The 16,764-nt window shown below is 59.5% G+C and carries 11 protein-coding genes; 6 read left to right on the top strand and 5 right to left on the bottom strand.

The window, feature by feature from the left end; all coding sequences use genetic code 11:
• Positions 1-76: 76 nt before the first annotated feature.
• The 4 genes from CJU94_RS34755 to CJU94_RS34770 all read right to left on the bottom strand — a co-directional run bounded on the left by CJU94_RS34755 (position 77) and on the right by CJU94_RS34770 (position 7,348).
• Positions 77-2,776, bottom strand: coding sequence for a CoA-binding protein (locus CJU94_RS34755; protein WP_095423181.1), 2,700 nt, complete (start codon positions 2,774-2,776; stop codon positions 77-79).
• A gap of 10 nt (positions 2,777-2,786) precedes the next feature.
• Positions 2,787-4,085 carry an ATP citrate lyase citrate-binding domain-containing protein gene (locus tag CJU94_RS34760; RefSeq protein WP_095423182.1) on the bottom strand — a complete coding sequence of 433 codons (1,299 nt, stop codon included), beginning with the start codon at positions 4,083-4,085 and terminating at the stop codon, positions 2,787-2,789.
• A gap of 704 nt (positions 4,086-4,789) precedes the next feature.
• Complete coding sequence (locus CJU94_RS34765; RefSeq protein WP_095423183.1) at positions 4,790-6,241, bottom strand: IS1182 family transposase; 1,452 nt, start codon at positions 6,239-6,241, stop codon at positions 4,790-4,792.
• A 210-nt stretch (positions 6,242-6,451) separates the two neighbouring features.
• Entirely contained in the window at positions 6,452-7,348 is an 897-nt protein-coding gene (locus CJU94_RS34770) for a LysR family transcriptional regulator (RefSeq protein ID WP_095423184.1), read from the bottom strand.
• 117 nt (positions 7,349-7,465) lie between these two features.
• On the opposite strand from CJU94_RS34770, the gene CJU94_RS34775 reads away from it, so the two are divergent.
• The 4 genes from CJU94_RS34775 to CJU94_RS34790 all read left to right on the top strand — a co-directional run bounded on the left by CJU94_RS34775 (position 7,466) and on the right by CJU94_RS34790 (position 13,403).
• Positions 7,466-8,395 (top strand): NmrA family NAD(P)-binding protein, encoded by a 930-nt coding sequence (locus CJU94_RS34775; RefSeq protein WP_095423185.1) that lies wholly within the window; start codon positions 7,466-7,468, stop codon positions 8,393-8,395.
• On the top strand, positions 8,392-9,555 hold the full coding sequence (locus CJU94_RS34780) for an epoxide hydrolase family protein (RefSeq protein WP_095423186.1): 1,164 nt from the start codon (positions 8,392-8,394) through the stop codon (positions 9,553-9,555). Before CJU94_RS34775 ends, CJU94_RS34780 begins: the two co-directional genes overlap by 4 nt.
• Positions 9,556-9,812: 257 nt before the next feature.
• Entirely contained in the window at positions 9,813-11,228 is a 1,416-nt protein-coding gene (locus CJU94_RS34785; protein ID WP_095418279.1) for a transposase, read from the top strand.
• Between the two features lie 522 nt (positions 11,229-11,750).
• Positions 11,751-13,403, top strand: a complete 1,653-nt coding sequence (locus CJU94_RS34790; protein WP_095423187.1) for an FAD-dependent oxidoreductase — start codon at positions 11,751-11,753, stop codon at positions 13,401-13,403.
• Between the two features lie 363 nt (positions 13,404-13,766).
• Here CJU94_RS34790 and CJU94_RS34795 read toward each other — a convergent pair whose 3' ends face one another.
• Complete coding sequence (locus CJU94_RS34795; protein ID WP_095423188.1) at positions 13,767-14,828, bottom strand: methyltransferase; 1,062 nt, start codon at positions 14,826-14,828, stop codon at positions 13,767-13,769.
• A gap of 213 nt (positions 14,829-15,041) precedes the next feature.
• Between CJU94_RS34795 and CJU94_RS34800 the strand changes: the two genes are divergently transcribed.
• Together CJU94_RS34800 and CJU94_RS34805 are read left to right on the top strand one after the other, a co-directional pair.
• A complete protein-coding gene (locus tag CJU94_RS34800; RefSeq protein ID WP_095423189.1) occupies positions 15,042-15,485 on the top strand; it encodes a cupin domain-containing protein in 444 nt (147 codons plus the stop codon).
• Positions 15,486-15,880: 395 nt separating this feature from the next.
• Positions 15,881-16,692, top strand: a protein-coding gene (locus CJU94_RS34805) for an IS5 family transposase (RefSeq protein ID WP_095417314.1) whose coding sequence is annotated in 2 segments (ribosomal slippage) — positions 15,881-16,220 and positions 16,220-16,692 — 813 coding nt in all. Because the reading frame shifts where the segments join, the coding sequence is not laid out codon by codon here.
• Positions 16,693-16,764 lie beyond the last annotated feature (72 nt).

Genomic DNA, 16,764 nt, shown 5'->3' on the forward strand with positions numbered 1-16,764 from the left:
GCCCGAACCGCACGAAACGATAAGTGCTATTTTCGAAACGATTGATGTGCGCTGGTTATCAATGCCGGCAACGTGCTCAAGCCACGAAGCGGCACTGCGACGCGGGCGTTCGGGTGTCCATGTTGCGCCCCCGGTTCAGGTGATCGTCGATTTCCGCCGCGCATCCGAGCATGCGGGGATAAAGGAAGATCGTGAATGCGGCGGTTTCCAGATCGGACTCGGTCAATTCACCGCGTTGCAGCGGCTGCAACAGCATCTTCAGCAGCAGCGCCGCGATCACGGCATCGACGTTTACGCAGTACACGTTACGGGAGACGCCGGTATCGAACAAAGCCTGCACCAGTTCGCGATAGAAAGCGTGGAACACGTTATATTCCCCACGCTTCTCGCACAGTTGCGCGATGAAAACTTCGCGCGGGTCATAGTTGATTGGCCTGTCCTTGAAGACCGGATGGTTCACTCCGGGCAGCTTCGCGATATCGAGGCTGCCGGCCTGCTTCTGTCGAGCCTTGTACTTCGCATAGCGTTCGACCGAGCGCCCGGCCAGCGAGCGCAGGTCGACGCCGTGCGCGGGGTTGGACGCATCGGCAAGCCCGCTGTCCCTGAACGCTTCGATCAGGAACGCGATGCCTTCATAGCCATTGCCGCCATGCGTATAACCTGTATGGGTGAGAAAGCCGACCAGTGCCTTGTTGAGTTGCACGCGCTCGGGGCTTTCCGGGCCGTCAGCGGATACTGCACCTTTTGCTCCCTGCGCCGAGATGGCTCCCGGACCGTTGGTGAGCAGCAGACCGACGAGCGTCTTGAAGGCGAACAGATCGTTGGGCCCCGGCGCGAGATTGAGCAACGCGGCAAAACAGATTTCGGTCAGACTGCGTTCGTTCAGCAGCGCTTGCGTGGTAAAGCCGCAAAAGCCGTCGGGACGGTGTCGCGAGGCGTCCGCCGATGCGCCGATCAGCGTCCCGAACAACATGATCCACCAGGGCAGGCTCTCGGCCGTGACGCGCGAGATGCGCTTGCGCATCAGCGGTCCCCACGCGAGCGTCACGCAGATCGCGGCCAGCACCGCGTCTGCCGTCGGGTGAGCGGGCTGAGACGTGAGCCAGCGCAAGAGGACCGACCTGACTCCACGCTCGGCGAGTCCCGCAAGCATCGCTTCGGCACGCACATCGCGCGTGTCGGCAAAGAGCGGCTCGCAGCCGCTGAGGTCAATCCGGGCGCTGTCAAAGGTCTCGTCAAGCGCACTCTTAAGGCCGGCTGCCGAGGAGCGTTCGATCATCCATTTCGCGGCATGCCGCGACGCGCGCTGACGATTCGGCCCGATGATGGAGGTCGCGGCGGCCAGAATGGCGTTGGGTGCATTGCCGGCCTCGCGTGCTGCTTGCGCTGCCGCGAGTTGCGGCGTTCCGTGCAGATTGACGAATGCAGCGATCGCGACATTGATGAGCTTCTCGTCGTTTTCTCCGCCGAACTCGTGAAGCAGGGCAAGGCAGACGTTCGCTTCGAGCGAATGCGTCGCCGCGTCGAGCATCGAGGCGCCATACAGGCTGCTCACTTGCGTTTTCGGATCCATCTGCGATGCTCCCGAGGCATCCTTCAACGCCTGACGTGGCGCAATCGCACCGATTTGTCGATTGACCTGCAAGACTTGCTCGTCGTAGGGTGCTACCGCTCCCACTACGGGGATCGCAAGGTCGGACGGAAGCTGAATTCCCTGGTCGGAACCGAACCACGGCTTGAGCGCAAGGCTGCCTTCGGGCTCGAAATCAGGCATCGTCGCGTTGGCGCGCATGACGGCGGTCAGCGCCGCCGGGATATGCGCGATGTTGGTGACGACCGCGCCCTTGACCGAGCAGCACGGATCGTCGGGCGTGAAGAGGCGGTCTACGCCGAACCTTTCCATGAACCAGCGCTCCTTAGCTTGCGCGTCGTCAGAGCCCCCGGCCATCGCGCCTGCATGGCCGACCGCACGCGTGAGGCGGCTCTTCCACCGGCCCACCACACAGGCGACCACCGGTTTCGTGAAGTCCGCATCGGCCTCGTAGTAGCCACCCGGTTCGCAATAGAGCACCGCGGCCTTGCTTCGCGCATCGTTGGCGAGTGCGAACGCAAATTCCGGCGCGGCATAGTGGATGTAGACGTCCTTGCCGCTCGAGATGACGGTCGATGTGCCCCAGCCGCTCATGCGCAGGTACTGCGCGATCGTTGTACTGAAGCCGCCCGAGTTCGAGAAGATGGCGATCGATCCTTTGCGCAATGAATCGTCTGGACTATCGCCGCCAAGCGCTCCGCCGATTCTTACGCGATTCCACGAGTCAGCGACGCCGAGCCCGTTCGCACCGAAGATATCGATGCCCGCCTGCTGACCCATCGCGCGAATTTCGCGGGCGTCGTGTACGGCGATCTTTTCGGTGATGATGAAAATCTTCTTCAGATCGGGATTGACGCGGATCAGTTCGGCGACGCCGTCGCGGGCCGCCGATGGCGGCAGATAGACCACGCCGCAGTTGAACCGATGCCCCGCTTCCAGACCCTCACGGACGTTGTTGTAGACCGGAATATCTCCGATGGAGGTGGCGAGCACTTGCCCGCCTTTGCCCGGCGCCGTGCCGAAGACAATATTCCCGCCTGAGAACGCATGACTGACGGGCGTCACTTCGGAGGACTCGCCGCCGAGAATATTGAGCACGCACACCCGATCGTCCGGCGTGGCGATCTGCGCGAGCGAGTTGACACCCACGAAATACTTGAAGTGACTGCTGTTTTGCTTATACACGTTGCTCTCCTCAGGCTTGAGCCGTTTCGGTTTCCGTCGCGGATGCGCCGACCCGCGCTGCGACCTCGGCCCGCCCACCGGCGCGCATCCAGGCGTCCGCCTGACGTGCGTACTGAATGACCTCGCTGATGTCGGAGTCGAATCCGAAGAGCCGATAGGGCAGACCGAGCGAGTCGCATGTGTCCCTCAGCGCGGCCATCCCGCGCACGAGGTTCGGACCTCCCCGGCCCAGCACCACGTAAAGCGGTGTCGGCCCATGCTCGCTGAAGTGTTCACGAAGAGCGTCGGCCATCGCTCGCAGCGTCTCGAAGATGTCGGTATTGTTCGACTTGCCGCCGATGATGAAGAGCACGTTCGACTGCCTGAGCCAGTGTTTGAAGCAGATACGGGCCACTTCCTTCATCTTGGCGTACGGGGGATTGCCGCCGAAATCCGACGAGATGATCGCGGCGTCGCCGAGCATTTCGGTCACGAGCGAGTTGGCGCCGCCGCCGAACGTGGGCGCGAGAATCGTGCCTTCCTCGTTGATCACATACACATCGCTCTGGCCTTGATGCGTGCGCAACTGATTGATCTCCTGCTCGAAGTCGGAGTAATCCGCTGCGAACAGGTGTTGCGGCAGCCCGAGGCGCGTCCATCGCGGATCGTCTCGATCGAAACCACACTTGAAGTCGCAGGCGACCGGCGTGAGGCGCCCCTTGCTGTCCTCGCGCATGCGGATCGGATTCAACTCCAGTGTCGTCATGCCGAAATCGTGAAACAGCTCCCACAGTTTCGGCAACTGCTGCACGAGCGGCGAGATGATCTCTTTCGGCGCACCAATCTCGCTCAGCGCGTTCGCCACGACAAACGCCTTTAAACCCGTCAACGCGTCGAAGGGCACCATCGCCACATGCTTCGGGTCGACCTCTTCGATATCCATGCCGCCCTTATGCGAGAGCGTCATGGTCGGCGCACGAAAACGCGTGGAGTCGGTGATCGAGAAATAGACCTCATGGTGGGCCGGAACGCCGGCTTCGAACGTCACGCCATTCGACTTTGCCCTCAGGTGGCCGACGGAATGCTCGGCGAAGTACAACCGCTCTTTTTCGATCAACGCGGTTTTGAGATCGGTCGCGCGGCCGAGTAAACCCGCCTTCCCCTTCTTTCCCACACCACCCTTGAAGACGGGTTTGATGAATATCTGGCGATGACGATCAATCAAAGCCTTGATCTCCTCCTCGCTGGCGCTCGGGCCGAGGATCTCACTCGCCGGGAATCCGACGAATTGCAGCAGGCGCGCGCCGTGCAACATACCGGTGATTTGCATGAAGTTGTCTCCTGAAGGGCATAGCGATCTAAAAAGAAACGGGTGTTCGGATGGGTCGTCAAGGGGCAATCGCGCCGGACATGGCAAGCGGCCGTGACGCCGACGGCGCTCGGAAAGCAGGACTGGTGTGTGTTGAGTTGGCTGGTGCCCGAACCGGCTGGAATTCGCGACTACCCGCCACGGGGCGCTGGTTAAGCGCGCCAGCTGCGCCTTGCGTTGTACATAGCCTTATCTCCAATGCGTTTTACTTTCGTTCCAATTTCGCTGGAATCTTGAGGACAGATACTCACGCAAATGGAGTTACGCGATAAGTGCATTTTTTCGAAGCATTGATGTTTAGGTGTTATCAATGCAGCTGGATGAAACGTAGCATCACCGCCACGTTCCTCTGCGCTGCCTGTTGGGGGAAGACGGGAGCGGTCCGATCAGTGATGTCGCTTCAGTTGATGGTCCGTCATGGGCGAATGAAGGGTCATTCGCCATATGGAGGAGGCCGTCCGTTCCGGGTCGACCACGGTCCGACGCGAGTCCGGCTGACGCACGCGCCCTATGCAATCGGTATCGGACCGTGATCGGCCGAGGCCGTGTAAAAACGCGTGAGCCGGCAGTCTGTCGAGCGACTGGTGAGGCTGCGCCTTCGCAGCTTCCTGCTTTCTACGACTGAACTGATTGCGCCACGCCAGCACGCATAGGCAGGTGTGAGATTACGCGCCTGCGAGCTTCATCGCTCGCAGTGTCTTTGCAAATCCGAGGATCTTCATGACGCGTTTGAGGTTGTACGCCAGCACATGCAAGCTCATTTCAGTCGAGACGTTCCCAAGCCTGCGCATCTGGAAGTGGGTTGAGCCCATCCAATGCTTCAGCGTGCCAAACACGTGTTCGACCGTTCGTCGCCGTATTGTCATCGCGTCAAGCTGACGATCCAGTCTGCGTTGCATTCTGTCGAGTACCGCTTCGTGCTCCCATCGGCGAATGCGCCGATACGGGGCCGGCGTGCACTGTTTTCTGAGTAGACAGTGTGGGCAGGCACCGCTCCAGTAGGTCCGCAATTCCAGCAGATTGGCACTCTCCAACGAGGTGTAGCGGTATATCGCGCGTTGCCCCGCCGGACACAGATACTGGTCGTCTCTGCCGATGTAAATGAAGTCGGCCCGGTCGAAGCGGCCGTCAGCCTTTGCCCCGGAGGTTTGTGATTTGGGCACGAGGGCCGCAATACCCGCGTCGTCGCATGCCTTGATCTCTGGCGCGCTGAAGTATCCACGGTCTGCCAGTGCCTTGGTTTTCTTCTTGCCCATCGCGTCGCGCGCTGCTTTGGCCATTGGGCTCAACTGCGTCCGGTCGTTGCCGACATTCGTGACTTCGTGAGTAACGATGAGATGGTGCCGGGCGAAGACGGCGACCTGAACGTTATAGCCAACCACGCCCGTACCCTTGGCTTGAGAGATCATTGAGCGTGAGTCCGGGTCGGTCAGCGAGATCTGCTTTTCCGGCAGATCGTTCAGAAGCTCAGCAGCACGATTCAGATCACCCATCTGTTCACGCAACGTTTCGATCTTCTCCCGTAGCCGTTCAGTCTTCGCTTCTACCTCGGCTGGTTGGGTGCGATCGACGGTCTCCAGCGCGTCCAGATAACGCTGGATGCTTTGCTCGATCTGCTCCTGACGTCGTGCAATCTTGTTGGGCGTGAAGTTATTGTCGCGGCTGTTGACCGCTTTGAACTTGCTGCCGTCGATGGCGACGACCGCTTGTGTGAACAGCTTCAGGTCCCGGCATATCATCACGAAGCGACGGCACACGTTGCGAATGCCTTCGCCATTGCTTCGCCTGAACTCGGCAATCGCCTTGAAGTCTGGCGCAAGCCGGCCGGTCAGCCACATCAATTCAACATTGCGCTGGCACTCCCGCTCCAGGCGTCGGCTAGACTGCACCCGATTGAGATAACCGTAGATATAGATCTTGAGCAGCGCGGCCGGGTGGTAAGAAGGTCGGCCGGTGCTCGCCGGCGTGATTCCTTCGAATCCGAGGGACGCCAGTTCGAGTTCTTCGACGAATGCGTCAACAATCCGCACAGTGTTGTCTTCAGCGATGAAGTCATCGAGACACTCTGGCAATAGTGTGGTCTGACTGCGCTCCGCACCTTCGACAAATCGCCCCATCTGCGCCTCTCGTTTCAGCAGGTTGATTCAGTCTAGGTGATCACACGCGTTTTTACGCGGCCTCGGCCAGTTTCGGTCAGCCGACCGGCAAAAGAGTCGGACATTCGAAGGTCCGCTACACGCAGCTAAGCGACGTTCAGTCCATGATTTTGTTCGTCGGGTCAATTGCCGGTATCGATGCCTGGGCGCTCGTTTGGCGGACGACAGTTGCTAGTCGCGCGAGGACGTTGGCTTGACTGTATCAAGGTGAACAATCAGGGCATCAATGAAGGCGCGGACCTTTGCTGACATGCTGCGGTGGGTCGGATACAGCGCGTGAAGCTCAATGGATTCCCGTCTCAATGACGGAAGTACCCGCACCAGGGTGCCGGCCGTCAAGGCGGGAGCTGCGAGGTAGCTTGGAAGAAAACCAATTCCGCCGCCGCCTTCAAGAACGATCTTCTGCGCAGCCGCGTCCGGGATGATTGCCGAACCGCGTGGCTGTACGGTCAATTCCGTTTGGCCATCCTGAAAGACCCAGCTCGTGGGTGCCTCGCGAACGACGAGCCTATGTCCATGAAGTTCAGCTGCCTGCGTCGGTACGCCCGACCGCGATAGGTAAGATGGACTTGCGCATAGCCACAATTCGACCGGTGGCAGTCTGCGAGCGATGAGCGACGAGTCAGGAAGTGTACCGACGCGCACCGCTATGTCGATACCTTCGCGCGCAATGTCGACGTAATTTGAGTCCGTGGTCAGCTCGACGGTCAGTTCCGGATAGCGGTCGAGAAAGTCAGGCAGCATGGGCGCAATGATTCCCTGGGCGAACGATTGCGTCGTGTTGATACGTAGAAGCCCGCGTGGTTCCCCCGCGTAGCCATCGATGATCGCCTGCGCTTCCTGCAGGTCGTGGACTGCCCGCGACGCGTAGGGCAGTAGCAGTTTTCCCGTGTCAGTTAGCCTGAAGTGTCGTGTGGACCGGTCGAAGAGCGCTGATCCAATCTCCATCTCCAATCGTAAGAGCGCCCGGCTTACGGTCGATTTGGGGGACTTCAGCGTCCGTGCCGTGCCCGAAAGGCTTCCACTATCAGCTAATCGAAGAAATATGACGAGGTCGGCTTGGTCCATTTCGTGTCGTTTTCCGGAGCAGCGAGTCGCGATTTAGCTATCTTATATTCAAAATCGGAACGCCCTAGACTTCTCCCCGACGACGTACACCGCGCGTCACGACGATCGGAGGGAGATATGGAGAACACACACACGAGCTATTTGATCGCCGGCGCCGCCGGCGACCTGGGGCACCGAATCATCGATGCGTTACTTCGCACACGGCCCGCCAGGGAGATCCGTGCGGGCGTTCGCGGCGGTTCAGCAGGCAAACACGGCAATCGTGCAGAAGGGTGGATAGCGAACGGCGTAACCGTCGTCAATATGGACCTGGACGACCCGCTCAGCCTCAAGCACGCCTGTGCAGGCGTCGGTACTGTTATTTCAGCAGTTCAGGGTGGACCTGACACCATTATTGATGGCCAGTCCCGGTTGCTTGAAGCAGCGCTCGCGGCGGGCGTCGGACGATTTGTTCCGTCGGACTTCTCTGAGGACCTGTTCTCAATCCCTGAGGGCATTAACCCTTATCTCGACATGCGGCGGACCTTTGATCGCAAGGTAAGCCCGAGCGGCATCGGCTATACCCACATCCTGAACGGTGGGTTCATGGAGGCTGTGTTCTCCAACCCCGGCCTGATCGACGCCGAGGCGGGCACGATCACTTACTGGGGCGACGACGAAGTGCCCCTCGACTTCACCTCCTTGAACGATGTTGCAGCATGGACAGTCGCTGCCATTGACGATCCTACGACGGTCAATAGCGTGGTTTCCGTAGCGGGCGACCGTCGCACCATTGCCCAGATTGCAGCTGACTATGCGGCAGCAACGGGCAAGGCGCTTCATCAGGTGCGCAGAGGGTCGATCGCGGACGGATATGCCGAACTACGCCGAATGGCGAAAGCCGGTGCTCATCCAATGGCAATGCTGCCGCTCCAGTATCTGCTACCGATGATGTCGGGCGAAGGGGCTTTGTGCGACATCGCAAATGACCAATATCCGACAGTGCGGCCGACATCGCTCCTCGACTTCATGAAACGTCACTACCTAACCAGGGGCGGCAAGCGATGAGTGATCTGATCGAGCCGTTTCAGCTCAATGTGTCTGAGGAGGATCTGTCCGAGTTGCGTGGGCGACTGCAGCGGGTGCGCTGGCCAGACCGTGAAACCGTCAATGACACGAGCCAGGGTCCGCAACTTTTAAAGCTGCAGGCACTGGTCGCGCATTGGATAGACGTTTACGACTGGCGTCGCTGCGAGTCGATGTTGAATGACTTCGGGCAGTTCAAGACGACCATTGACGGCCTGGACATCCACTTCCTTCACATTCGGTCACCAGAACCCGATGCCATTCCCTTGCTGATGGCGCATGGTTGGCCCGGCTCTGTGCTTGAATTCCGCAAGGTGATAGCGCCGCTCAGCAATCCCGGCGCACATGGCGACGATCCGAGGCAGGCGTTTCACCTCGTCATTCCGTCGATGCCGGGATTTGGGTTTTCGGACAAACCGAGCGAACCCGGGTGGGATATGTCTCGCATTGGGCGTACCTACGTTGAGCTGATGCGGCGGCTTGGCTACGAACGTTGGGCTATGCAGGGCGGCGATTTTGGCGCAGGAGTGACCGACGAAGTCGCGTCACTAGCGCTCCCCGAGCTTATCGGTATCCATCTGAACTTCGCGATGTTCATGCCCGCGCCAGACGAAATCCGCGACGCTACGCCGGATGAAGAGGGCATGCTCGCCAGTGCCCGGTATTTCTGGAGCACGCTTTCTGGATACGCCCAGGTGCAGCGGACCCGACCGCAGACGATAGGCTACGCGCTCGCAGATTCTCCAGTCGCGCAGGCAGCGTGGATTTACGCAATGTTCCAGGACACGTGTGGTACGGCAGGCAACGCAGAAGTTTCCTTCACGCTCGACGAAATACTCGACGACATCATGTTGTATTGGATACCCAATGCGTCAGCTTCGTCGGCTCGACTTTATTGGGAATTAAAGCGATCCAACTGGTCCTCTGCGGCTCGCATCGATCGTCCAATTGTCGTGCCATCTGGATTCACCATGCTTGCCGGCGAACAGGTGCGTAAATCGCGACGCTGGATTGAACAACGCTACAGCGATGTGCGGCACTTCGCTGAGCACGAACAGGGCGGCCACTTTGCCGCGTTGGAAAATCCGCATGCTTTGGTAGGCGATATTCGCTCGACCTTCGCGAGCCTTCGCGAAAGCTGACCCAATGGCATGCCTGCGTCGAAACGTTGGTGGGGTACTTCCTTCATGCGGCAATTGGCTGCGAGTGTCGACGAGGCAAGTAGGCTGACTACTTGTCCACCAACTTCGCCTGCGGGAATGACCGTTATATCCTGAAAGCAGCCTTAGGCTTGGCGCCCGGCTGATGGACCGAATTGGGTCGATTCTGTTGAAAAAGTCGGCGGCGATGCGGAATGTTGGGTATCCTGGAAGACATCAAACGACGGGAGCGAATCGTCATGATGGGTCGACTGGATAGCGGACAGGACAAGCTCTTCTACTCGTTCAACCTCGATAACCACGTCCCGCAATCGCACCTGTTGAGAGGCATCGATCGCTTCCTTGATCTGCGAGATCTGCGCCGACACCTCGCGCCGTTCTACAGCCCGATGGGTCGGCCATCGATTGACCCGGAGCTCATGATTCGCATGTTGATCGTGGGTTACTGCTTTGGCATCCGGTCCGAGCGACGTCTATGCGAAGAGGTGCATCTGAACCTCGCATACCGGTGGTTCTGCCGCCTGGGTCTGGAAGACGCCGTACCGGAACACTCGACGTTCTCAAAGAACCGTCACGGTCGCTTTCGCGATAGCGACCTGTTGCGCCACGTATTCGAATCTGTGCTGAGTCGTTGCATGGCCGAGGGCCTCGTCAAGGGCGAGGGATTCGCCATTGACGCAAGCATCATCAAGGCGGACGCGAGTCCTGCTCGCGGAGTGCCGGGAACCGAGCCTATCGACTGGGGACGTGCCGACGGCCAGAGCCGCGCTGTGCGGGAATATCTTGAGGCACTGGAGCAAGCCAATCCGGTGGCCGCAGATACGTCCGAGCCAGCATCGTCTTCGGCACCTCCAAAGAAGATATCCCTGACTGATCCTGCTGCACGATGGACGGCCGCTCCGGGCGGTCCTGCGTTCTTTGCCTACTCGACGAATTACCTGATCGATCTGCAGGCAGGGATCATTGTGGATGTTGAAGCGACGCCGGCGAACCGGTCACAAGAGGTCGAATCAACCAGGACAATGATCGATCGTGTTCAACACCAACGGGACCTGAAGCCTCGCCGACTGGTAGGTGACACCGCATACGGCACAGCAGCACTGCTTGGCTGGATGGTTGAAGAGAAACAAATTGAGCCGCACGTTTCAGTCTGGGATAAAACAGAGCGCAAGGACAATACATTCTCTCGTAGCGAATTCATCTGGGATGAAGAGGCCAACGAGTATCGATGTCCTGCAGGGAACGCGCTGCGCTGCGACTGGCGTCCACTGAAGAATCCACGCACGCACATCACGAAAGCCGACACTATCGTGTATCGATCGAGCGAAAAGAACTGCAACCGATGTTCGATTAAGAATCAATGCTGCCCGAATATGTCGTTTCGCAAAATCACGCGCAGCATCCATGAAGCCGCCCGCGATGAGGCTCGACGCATCGCGGCAACCCCCGAATACAAACAGTCGCGCCGGCAGCGAAAGAAGGTGGAAATGCTCTTCGCTCACCTCAAGCGCATTCTCAAACTTGATCGCTTGCGACTGCGTGGTCCAAGCGGTGCCCATGATGAGTTTCTGATGGCAGCAACTGCGCAAAATCTGCGAAGAATGGCCAAGTGGCTCACGCCTGAAGGTAAGCAGGCAAACCAGGCAGCTACATGACGAGAAACGGGGGGCGTCGCACGTTGCAAGACCGCCGCCTCGCTGAACTCCCCAACTCGAAACTTACTGCCGAAGCCCGGGACCCAAACCAAAACACGACTTTTTCAACAGAATCGGTCGCGTGCCGCCGATCGCCGACAGGCAGTGGTCATGATCTGTCATTCGTGTTGTAAGGCGCCAAGCGGACCTACTGGAACGCCCCGACCTCGACCGCTTCTGAGAATCGGCTAGCGCGAGCGCCACGCTTAAACCGTGGAACTGGCACCAGCGAATAAACTTTCGCATCCGAAAATCATATACTGACTACGCCTGCCTGCTATCTGTAATGCGGTTGTGGTATCCGTGCGCATGATTGTTCGAGCAGTATCAGTGCGCTCGGCGAGAGAAGACTGATGGAGGTCGGCCGGCCTCGCGTCGCACGCCAGGGGCTGAGCGATCTGCTTGCGCATGTCCTTTTGTCAGGCAGATGACCCGAAAGCCCCTGGCCGGAGCTTCACCTCACTTGCCTATCTGGACGAAGCCATGCTGACAATCGACGACATCCGGGCGATTCCGCTGTTCTCCACACTCCCTGACGACGAACTGGAACATCTCGCGCGTACGTGCGCAGACCTGCATCTATGCGCAGGCGAGTTCGCGGTTCATGAAGGTGGGGAGCGCGCGCTGTACGCCGTTCTTGCCGGCAGGATGGAAGTCATCAAGACGTTCGACGGTATCGAGCGCACGCTAGGCTGGCGTCTGCCCGGTACCATTTTTGGCGAAGTGCCGCTCGCGCTGAGTTCGCCGTTTCCCGGTGCCTATCGGGCCGCGGAGCCGTCGCGTGTCATGCGCGTGGACGCTCAGCGTTACTACGCACTTGCTGCTGCGTCGCCGGAAATTGCGTTCAGGATGGGCACCCTTGCGCGTGAGCGGATCGGCGGACTGCAGGGCCTCTCCGCCGAGCCGCCCAAGGCCCGCGTGACCATGATTGGAAGTCGCTGGGACACTGCTTGCACCGCGTTGCGCCAGTTCCTCACCCGCAACCAGATCAGCTACGACTGGATGACACCGGATGCGCCCGAAGTGACGGCGCGCTGGCCTGGAACCTGTCCGCCAGAGCAGGATTGCCCGATATTGCGACTGGTCGACGGGGCGGTGCTGAGCCGACCTACGACACGAGAGCTCGCGGAGTTGCTGGGTTTGCAGACGCAGCCTCGCCTGGCAGAATACGACACGATGATCATTGGTGGCGGGCCAGCCGGTCTCGCCGCGGCAGTGTACGGCGCGTCAGAAGGCTTGCGCACCGTGGTGCTGGAGCGCGAAGCGCCAGGCGGGCAGGCCGGGACCTCCTCGCGTATTGAGAATTACCTCGGCTTCCCCAACGGCGTGTCGGGCGACGAACTGGCGAGCCGTGCACTGCAGCAGGCAAGGCGGCTCGGTGCAGAGATTCTGGTGACACGGTCTGTCGCCCGGATCGATGTCGCCAGCCGTAGCGTTCACCTCGACGGAGGCGGCGTCATCCGGGCGAGAACGATCATTCTCGCGACTGGAGTTACGTGGCGCCGTCTTGCGATCGACGGCTTCGACCGGTTTATCGGTAAAGGCATTTACTACGGCGCGTCACGCAGCGAAGCGAACGCCACTCACGGCCTCGACGTCTATCTGATCGGCGGTGGAAACTCGGCCGGCCAGGCAGCGTTGTACTTTGCCAATCATGCGCGCATGGTGACGCTTGTCCTGCGAGGCGATTCGCTGGAGAAGAGCATGTCCCGCTACCTCGTCGAGCAGCTTCGTGGGAAGTCAAACGTAGGAGTGCAACTGCGATCGGAAGTAGTCGGTGCGCACGGCGATACCCATCTGACAGCGATCGATGTACGCGGTGGCTTGAGCGCAGAGGTGCGTCGACACGATTGTGGCGCATTGTTCGTGTTCATCGGCGCCGATGCTGAGACTGAGTGGTTGCCGGAGGAAATCGCACGTGATGTGCGCGGATATGTTCTCACCGGCGACGACGTCGTCAAGGCGGGACGCTGGTCCCATAGCCGGGATCCCTACCTCCTCGAATCGAGTGCTCCTGGCGTATTTGCCTGTGGGGATGTGAGGTTGAGCCCGGTCAAGCGCGTCGCTTCAGCGGTCGGCGAAGGCAGCATGGCGATCGCGTTCGCCCACAAATATTTGCAGCACGACGCCAGATAGCACTGGGTGCGACAGTGAGATGTATGTGTGCTCGTCGTAGCGGGTTTTGATTGATATTGAACGTCCGCTTCTATGCGTCGGATAGACCGCTTGGGTCGGTCTATACCCTTTGAATACCTGCTGCGATCAGCAATCAATCGAGGTCTGCATCGGACCGGGTCCGGGCCAACTGCGGCCGCTGGCCCAGCCACCGAAGCTGTCAGTCGAACGTCGGCTTCGCCCAGCTAACGGACTGTGACGCGTCGACCACGCTCATCGCTTTATTCTGTCGGTGGCCGCACGCGGATTACGCGCAACGGCCGGCCGGCATCGTGACGTCGCTCCACGCTTCGGTAAATGGCGGTGAGGACGCCGAATCCGCTCCTACCGGATTCCAATCACCATTGAATCCGGGCCGGCGAGAAGCTCGACGCGTGCCTGTGAGAAGCCGACTTCCTTCATCCACGCACAACACTGCGCACCCGTATAGTCGAAACCGCCGGGGGTTTCGATGAGCATGTTCAGGCTCATCAGAAGACCGAATGCATTCTGCTTGCGATCATCGTCGATCATCGCGTCGTAGACGATCAGACACCCCCCTGGAGGCAGCGCCGCGTAGCACTTCGCCAGCAGTTCGAGTTTCTCTTCGAGATTCCAGTCATGGAGGATGTGCCCCATCACAAGCACGTCTGCTGCCGGGCAGGGGTCCTTGAAAAAGTTGCCCGCATGGAAGCGCACCCGTTCCTGCAAACCGTGCAACGTCACGTACTCGTTAAATACCGGGCCCACTTCCGGTAGATCGAAGCCACCACCGAGCAAGTGAGCATGAGCGAGCGCGATCTGCACAGGTAGCGCGCCTTGTGCCGTGCCAATGTCGATGAAAGTGCTGTAATTCTTCCAGGGGAATTTCTGCGCAATCGCCTTGGCCGCCCCAAGACTGACTCCGGTCATCGCTCGCAGGAAGCGCCGCAGGCCTGCTTCATCGCGATAGATCGTGTCAAACAGGTTGCCGCCGTGCTTCGCCTCGTTCTGTGGCCGCCCGGTGCGAAGCGCTTCTGTCAGTGACCCCCAGAACGGATACAGCCGGGCGTTGGCCATTTCAAGTAGTCCACCCACGTAACCGGGCTTGGTCATGTCCAGAAAGAGCCCGGTCTCCGGCGTATTGCGATATATCCCGGCTTCGCGTTCCAGCAGATTCAATGCAACCAGTGCGTCGAGAAAATCGAGGGCCGATCTCGGATGCAATCCGAGCGCCTCGATGAGTTCCGCCGCGTCGCTCGGACCGCTTGCGAGGCGCGTGAACACACCGAGTTCGACCGCGGACAGCAACGTCTTCGACGCCCAAAATCCCATGCCCAGTTGCAAAAGTCGCTCAGGAGTAGGTTCGGGTTGATACTTGACGTCAGCGCCAGGTCCCTGCTGACCCACGTTTGGTGTACTTGGCATCGATGCCTCCGGCGGACACGTGTGGTGAAGCGCCAGGTGCCATGGCAGGCGGCGCGACGTTCTAAGCGTAGTCATCGTATGAAACTAAGTCCAGCCGCTTACGTGCTGGCTAATATCGGACATTCGGTCAGGGAACCGCTGCAAGCGGCGTGTCTCCGGCCTACACTCGTAGTGTTGCGACCGACGCGAATCCTCAGACTAGAGAAAACTGAAATGACTCTTGACAACGCGGACCCAGGCGAGCTGATCACGGTCGGTCGTCTGACGATTCGGTACCTGATTGATGGAGCCGGCACAGGCGGGTTGGGCGTATTCGAGTTGACCGTGCCTCCCGGCTCGAGCGTTCCTCCACCACACAGTCACACACATAACGAGGAGTGCGTGTATGTGCTGGAGGGCATGCTTCGGTACTCTGTCGACGGAGTAGTCCGGGATCTGGCCCAAGGACAATGGATGCATTCCCGACGCGGATCGGTCCATCAGTTCAGCAATCCACACGGTGACACCGCTCGTGCCTTGATCATACTTACGCCCGACATTGGCGCGCAGTATTTCCGCGATGTCGGAGCCATAATCAATGCGGGTGAGCCGCCCGACCGCGCGAAGCTTATCGCTGTGATGTCCGGGTACGGACTGGTCCCAGCGTCGCCTAAATGAGTTGGAAGCGATCCACTGCGGCTGAATAACTACCGGCCGACGCGAAGACGCGGAAGCGACCGTTGGTCTCTGTTAGCTACCCTAATCGCCTGGCCGCACGACCGGCGGCACCGCGTCGCCTTCTGCCTTTCCCATACGCGCCTTGATTCACGAACGATCAAGGCGTGCGAGGGACTGGGTGCGGGCAGGAACAGTCATTCGCCTCCACCAGAAGTCGGCCGGTTGAACGTCACCTTCAGAATGCGGCCGTTTGACTGGGAGCACGCGGCGCGCATACTCCGCCTCGCGCCTAAATCTCCTATTGGCTTAGAAGCTGTTGCGAAATTAAGTTCTGGGGCTGTTAACTTTTCTGGCTTGGTGTTAACTTTCTGTCTTGTTTTGCCTGACAGGAAGCGATGTCTAAAGAACTCATAGACGACGAACTGTGGTCACTCATCGAACCACTTCTGCCTGCGCGAGCACCTCGCAATCGGCAATATGCCGGGCGCAAGCCAACACCCGACCGCGCTGTACTGACGGGCATCGTGTTCGTACTGCGCTCAGGCATTGCGTGGAATCTCCTGCCGCAGGAGATGGGGTGCGGCTCAGGCACTGCCTGTTGGCGACGGCTCGTCGCATGGCAGGAAGCAGGCGTCTGGCAACGCATCCACGAAACGCTGCTGGCCGAACTGCGTCGTCGTGGCGAAATCGATTTATCGCGCGCGCTCGTGGACAGTTCATCGATTCGCGCCGTGCTGGCGGGAAAAAAACCGGCCCGAATCCCACGGACCGGCGCAAGCTCGGCAGCAAACACCACCTCATCGTCGACGCGCAAGGCATCCCGCTCGCGGTCATCCTGAGTGCAGCGAACCGCCACGACATTACCCAACTCGATGCGCTGGTTGAGGCAATTCCGCACATCAGAGGCAAGCGGGGGCACCCCTTGCATAAACCACAAATCGTTCAGGGCGACCGGGGCTACAGTTCCGAACCACATCGGCAACGTTTGAGAGAACGCGGCATCACGCCGGTGCTCGCAAAAATTGGCTCGCCCCATGGAAGTGGTCTCGGCAAAACGCGCTGGCCAGTCGAGCGTTCGATTGCATGGCTTCACTCGTTTCGACGCCTGAAAATTCGCTACGAACGTTATGCCCATATCCATGAAGCCTTCCTGTCTCTGGCTTGTGCCTTAATTTGCTGGACACGTCTCAAGCCAATGTTTAACTAATTTCGCAACAGCTTCTTAGACGTTGGCCAGATGGTTGCTCGCCGTTGGAGCCATTTGGCGGCCCTCGTTTTT

The organism is Paraburkholderia aromaticivorans (genome assembly GCF_002278075.1).
GTDB classification, from domain to species: domain Bacteria; phylum Pseudomonadota; class Gammaproteobacteria; order Burkholderiales; family Burkholderiaceae; genus Paraburkholderia; species Paraburkholderia aromaticivorans.

Excerpts from the sequence above, each read along its gene's own strand:
- CJU94_RS34765 (WP_095423183.1), bottom strand. The coding sequence starts at position 6,241 with ATGGGGCGATTTGTCGAAGGTGCGGAGCGCAGTCAGACCACACTATTG.
- CJU94_RS34800 (WP_095423189.1), top strand. The coding sequence starts at position 15,042 with ATGACTCTTGACAACGCGGACCCAGGCGAGCTGATCACGGTCGGTCGT.
- CJU94_RS34775 (WP_095423185.1), top strand. The coding sequence starts at position 7,466 with ATGGAGAACACACACACGAGCTATTTGATCGCCGGCGCCGCCGGCGAC.
- CJU94_RS34770 (WP_095423184.1), bottom strand. The coding sequence starts at position 7,348 with ATGGACCAAGCCGACCTCGTCATATTTCTTCGATTAGCTGATAGTGGA.
- CJU94_RS34790 (WP_095423187.1), top strand. The coding sequence starts at position 11,751 with ATGCTGACAATCGACGACATCCGGGCGATTCCGCTGTTCTCCACACTC.
- CJU94_RS34760 (WP_095423182.1), bottom strand. The coding sequence starts at position 4,085 with ATGCAAATCACCGGTATGTTGCACGGCGCGCGCCTGCTGCAATTCGTC.
- CJU94_RS34785 (WP_095418279.1), top strand. The coding sequence starts at position 9,813 with ATGATGGGTCGACTGGATAGCGGACAGGACAAGCTCTTCTACTCGTTC.
- CJU94_RS34795 (WP_095423188.1), bottom strand. The coding sequence starts at position 14,828 with ATGCCAAGTACACCAAACGTGGGTCAGCAGGGACCTGGCGCTGACGTC.
- CJU94_RS34780 (WP_095423186.1), top strand. The coding sequence starts at position 8,392 with ATGAGTGATCTGATCGAGCCGTTTCAGCTCAATGTGTCTGAGGAGGAT.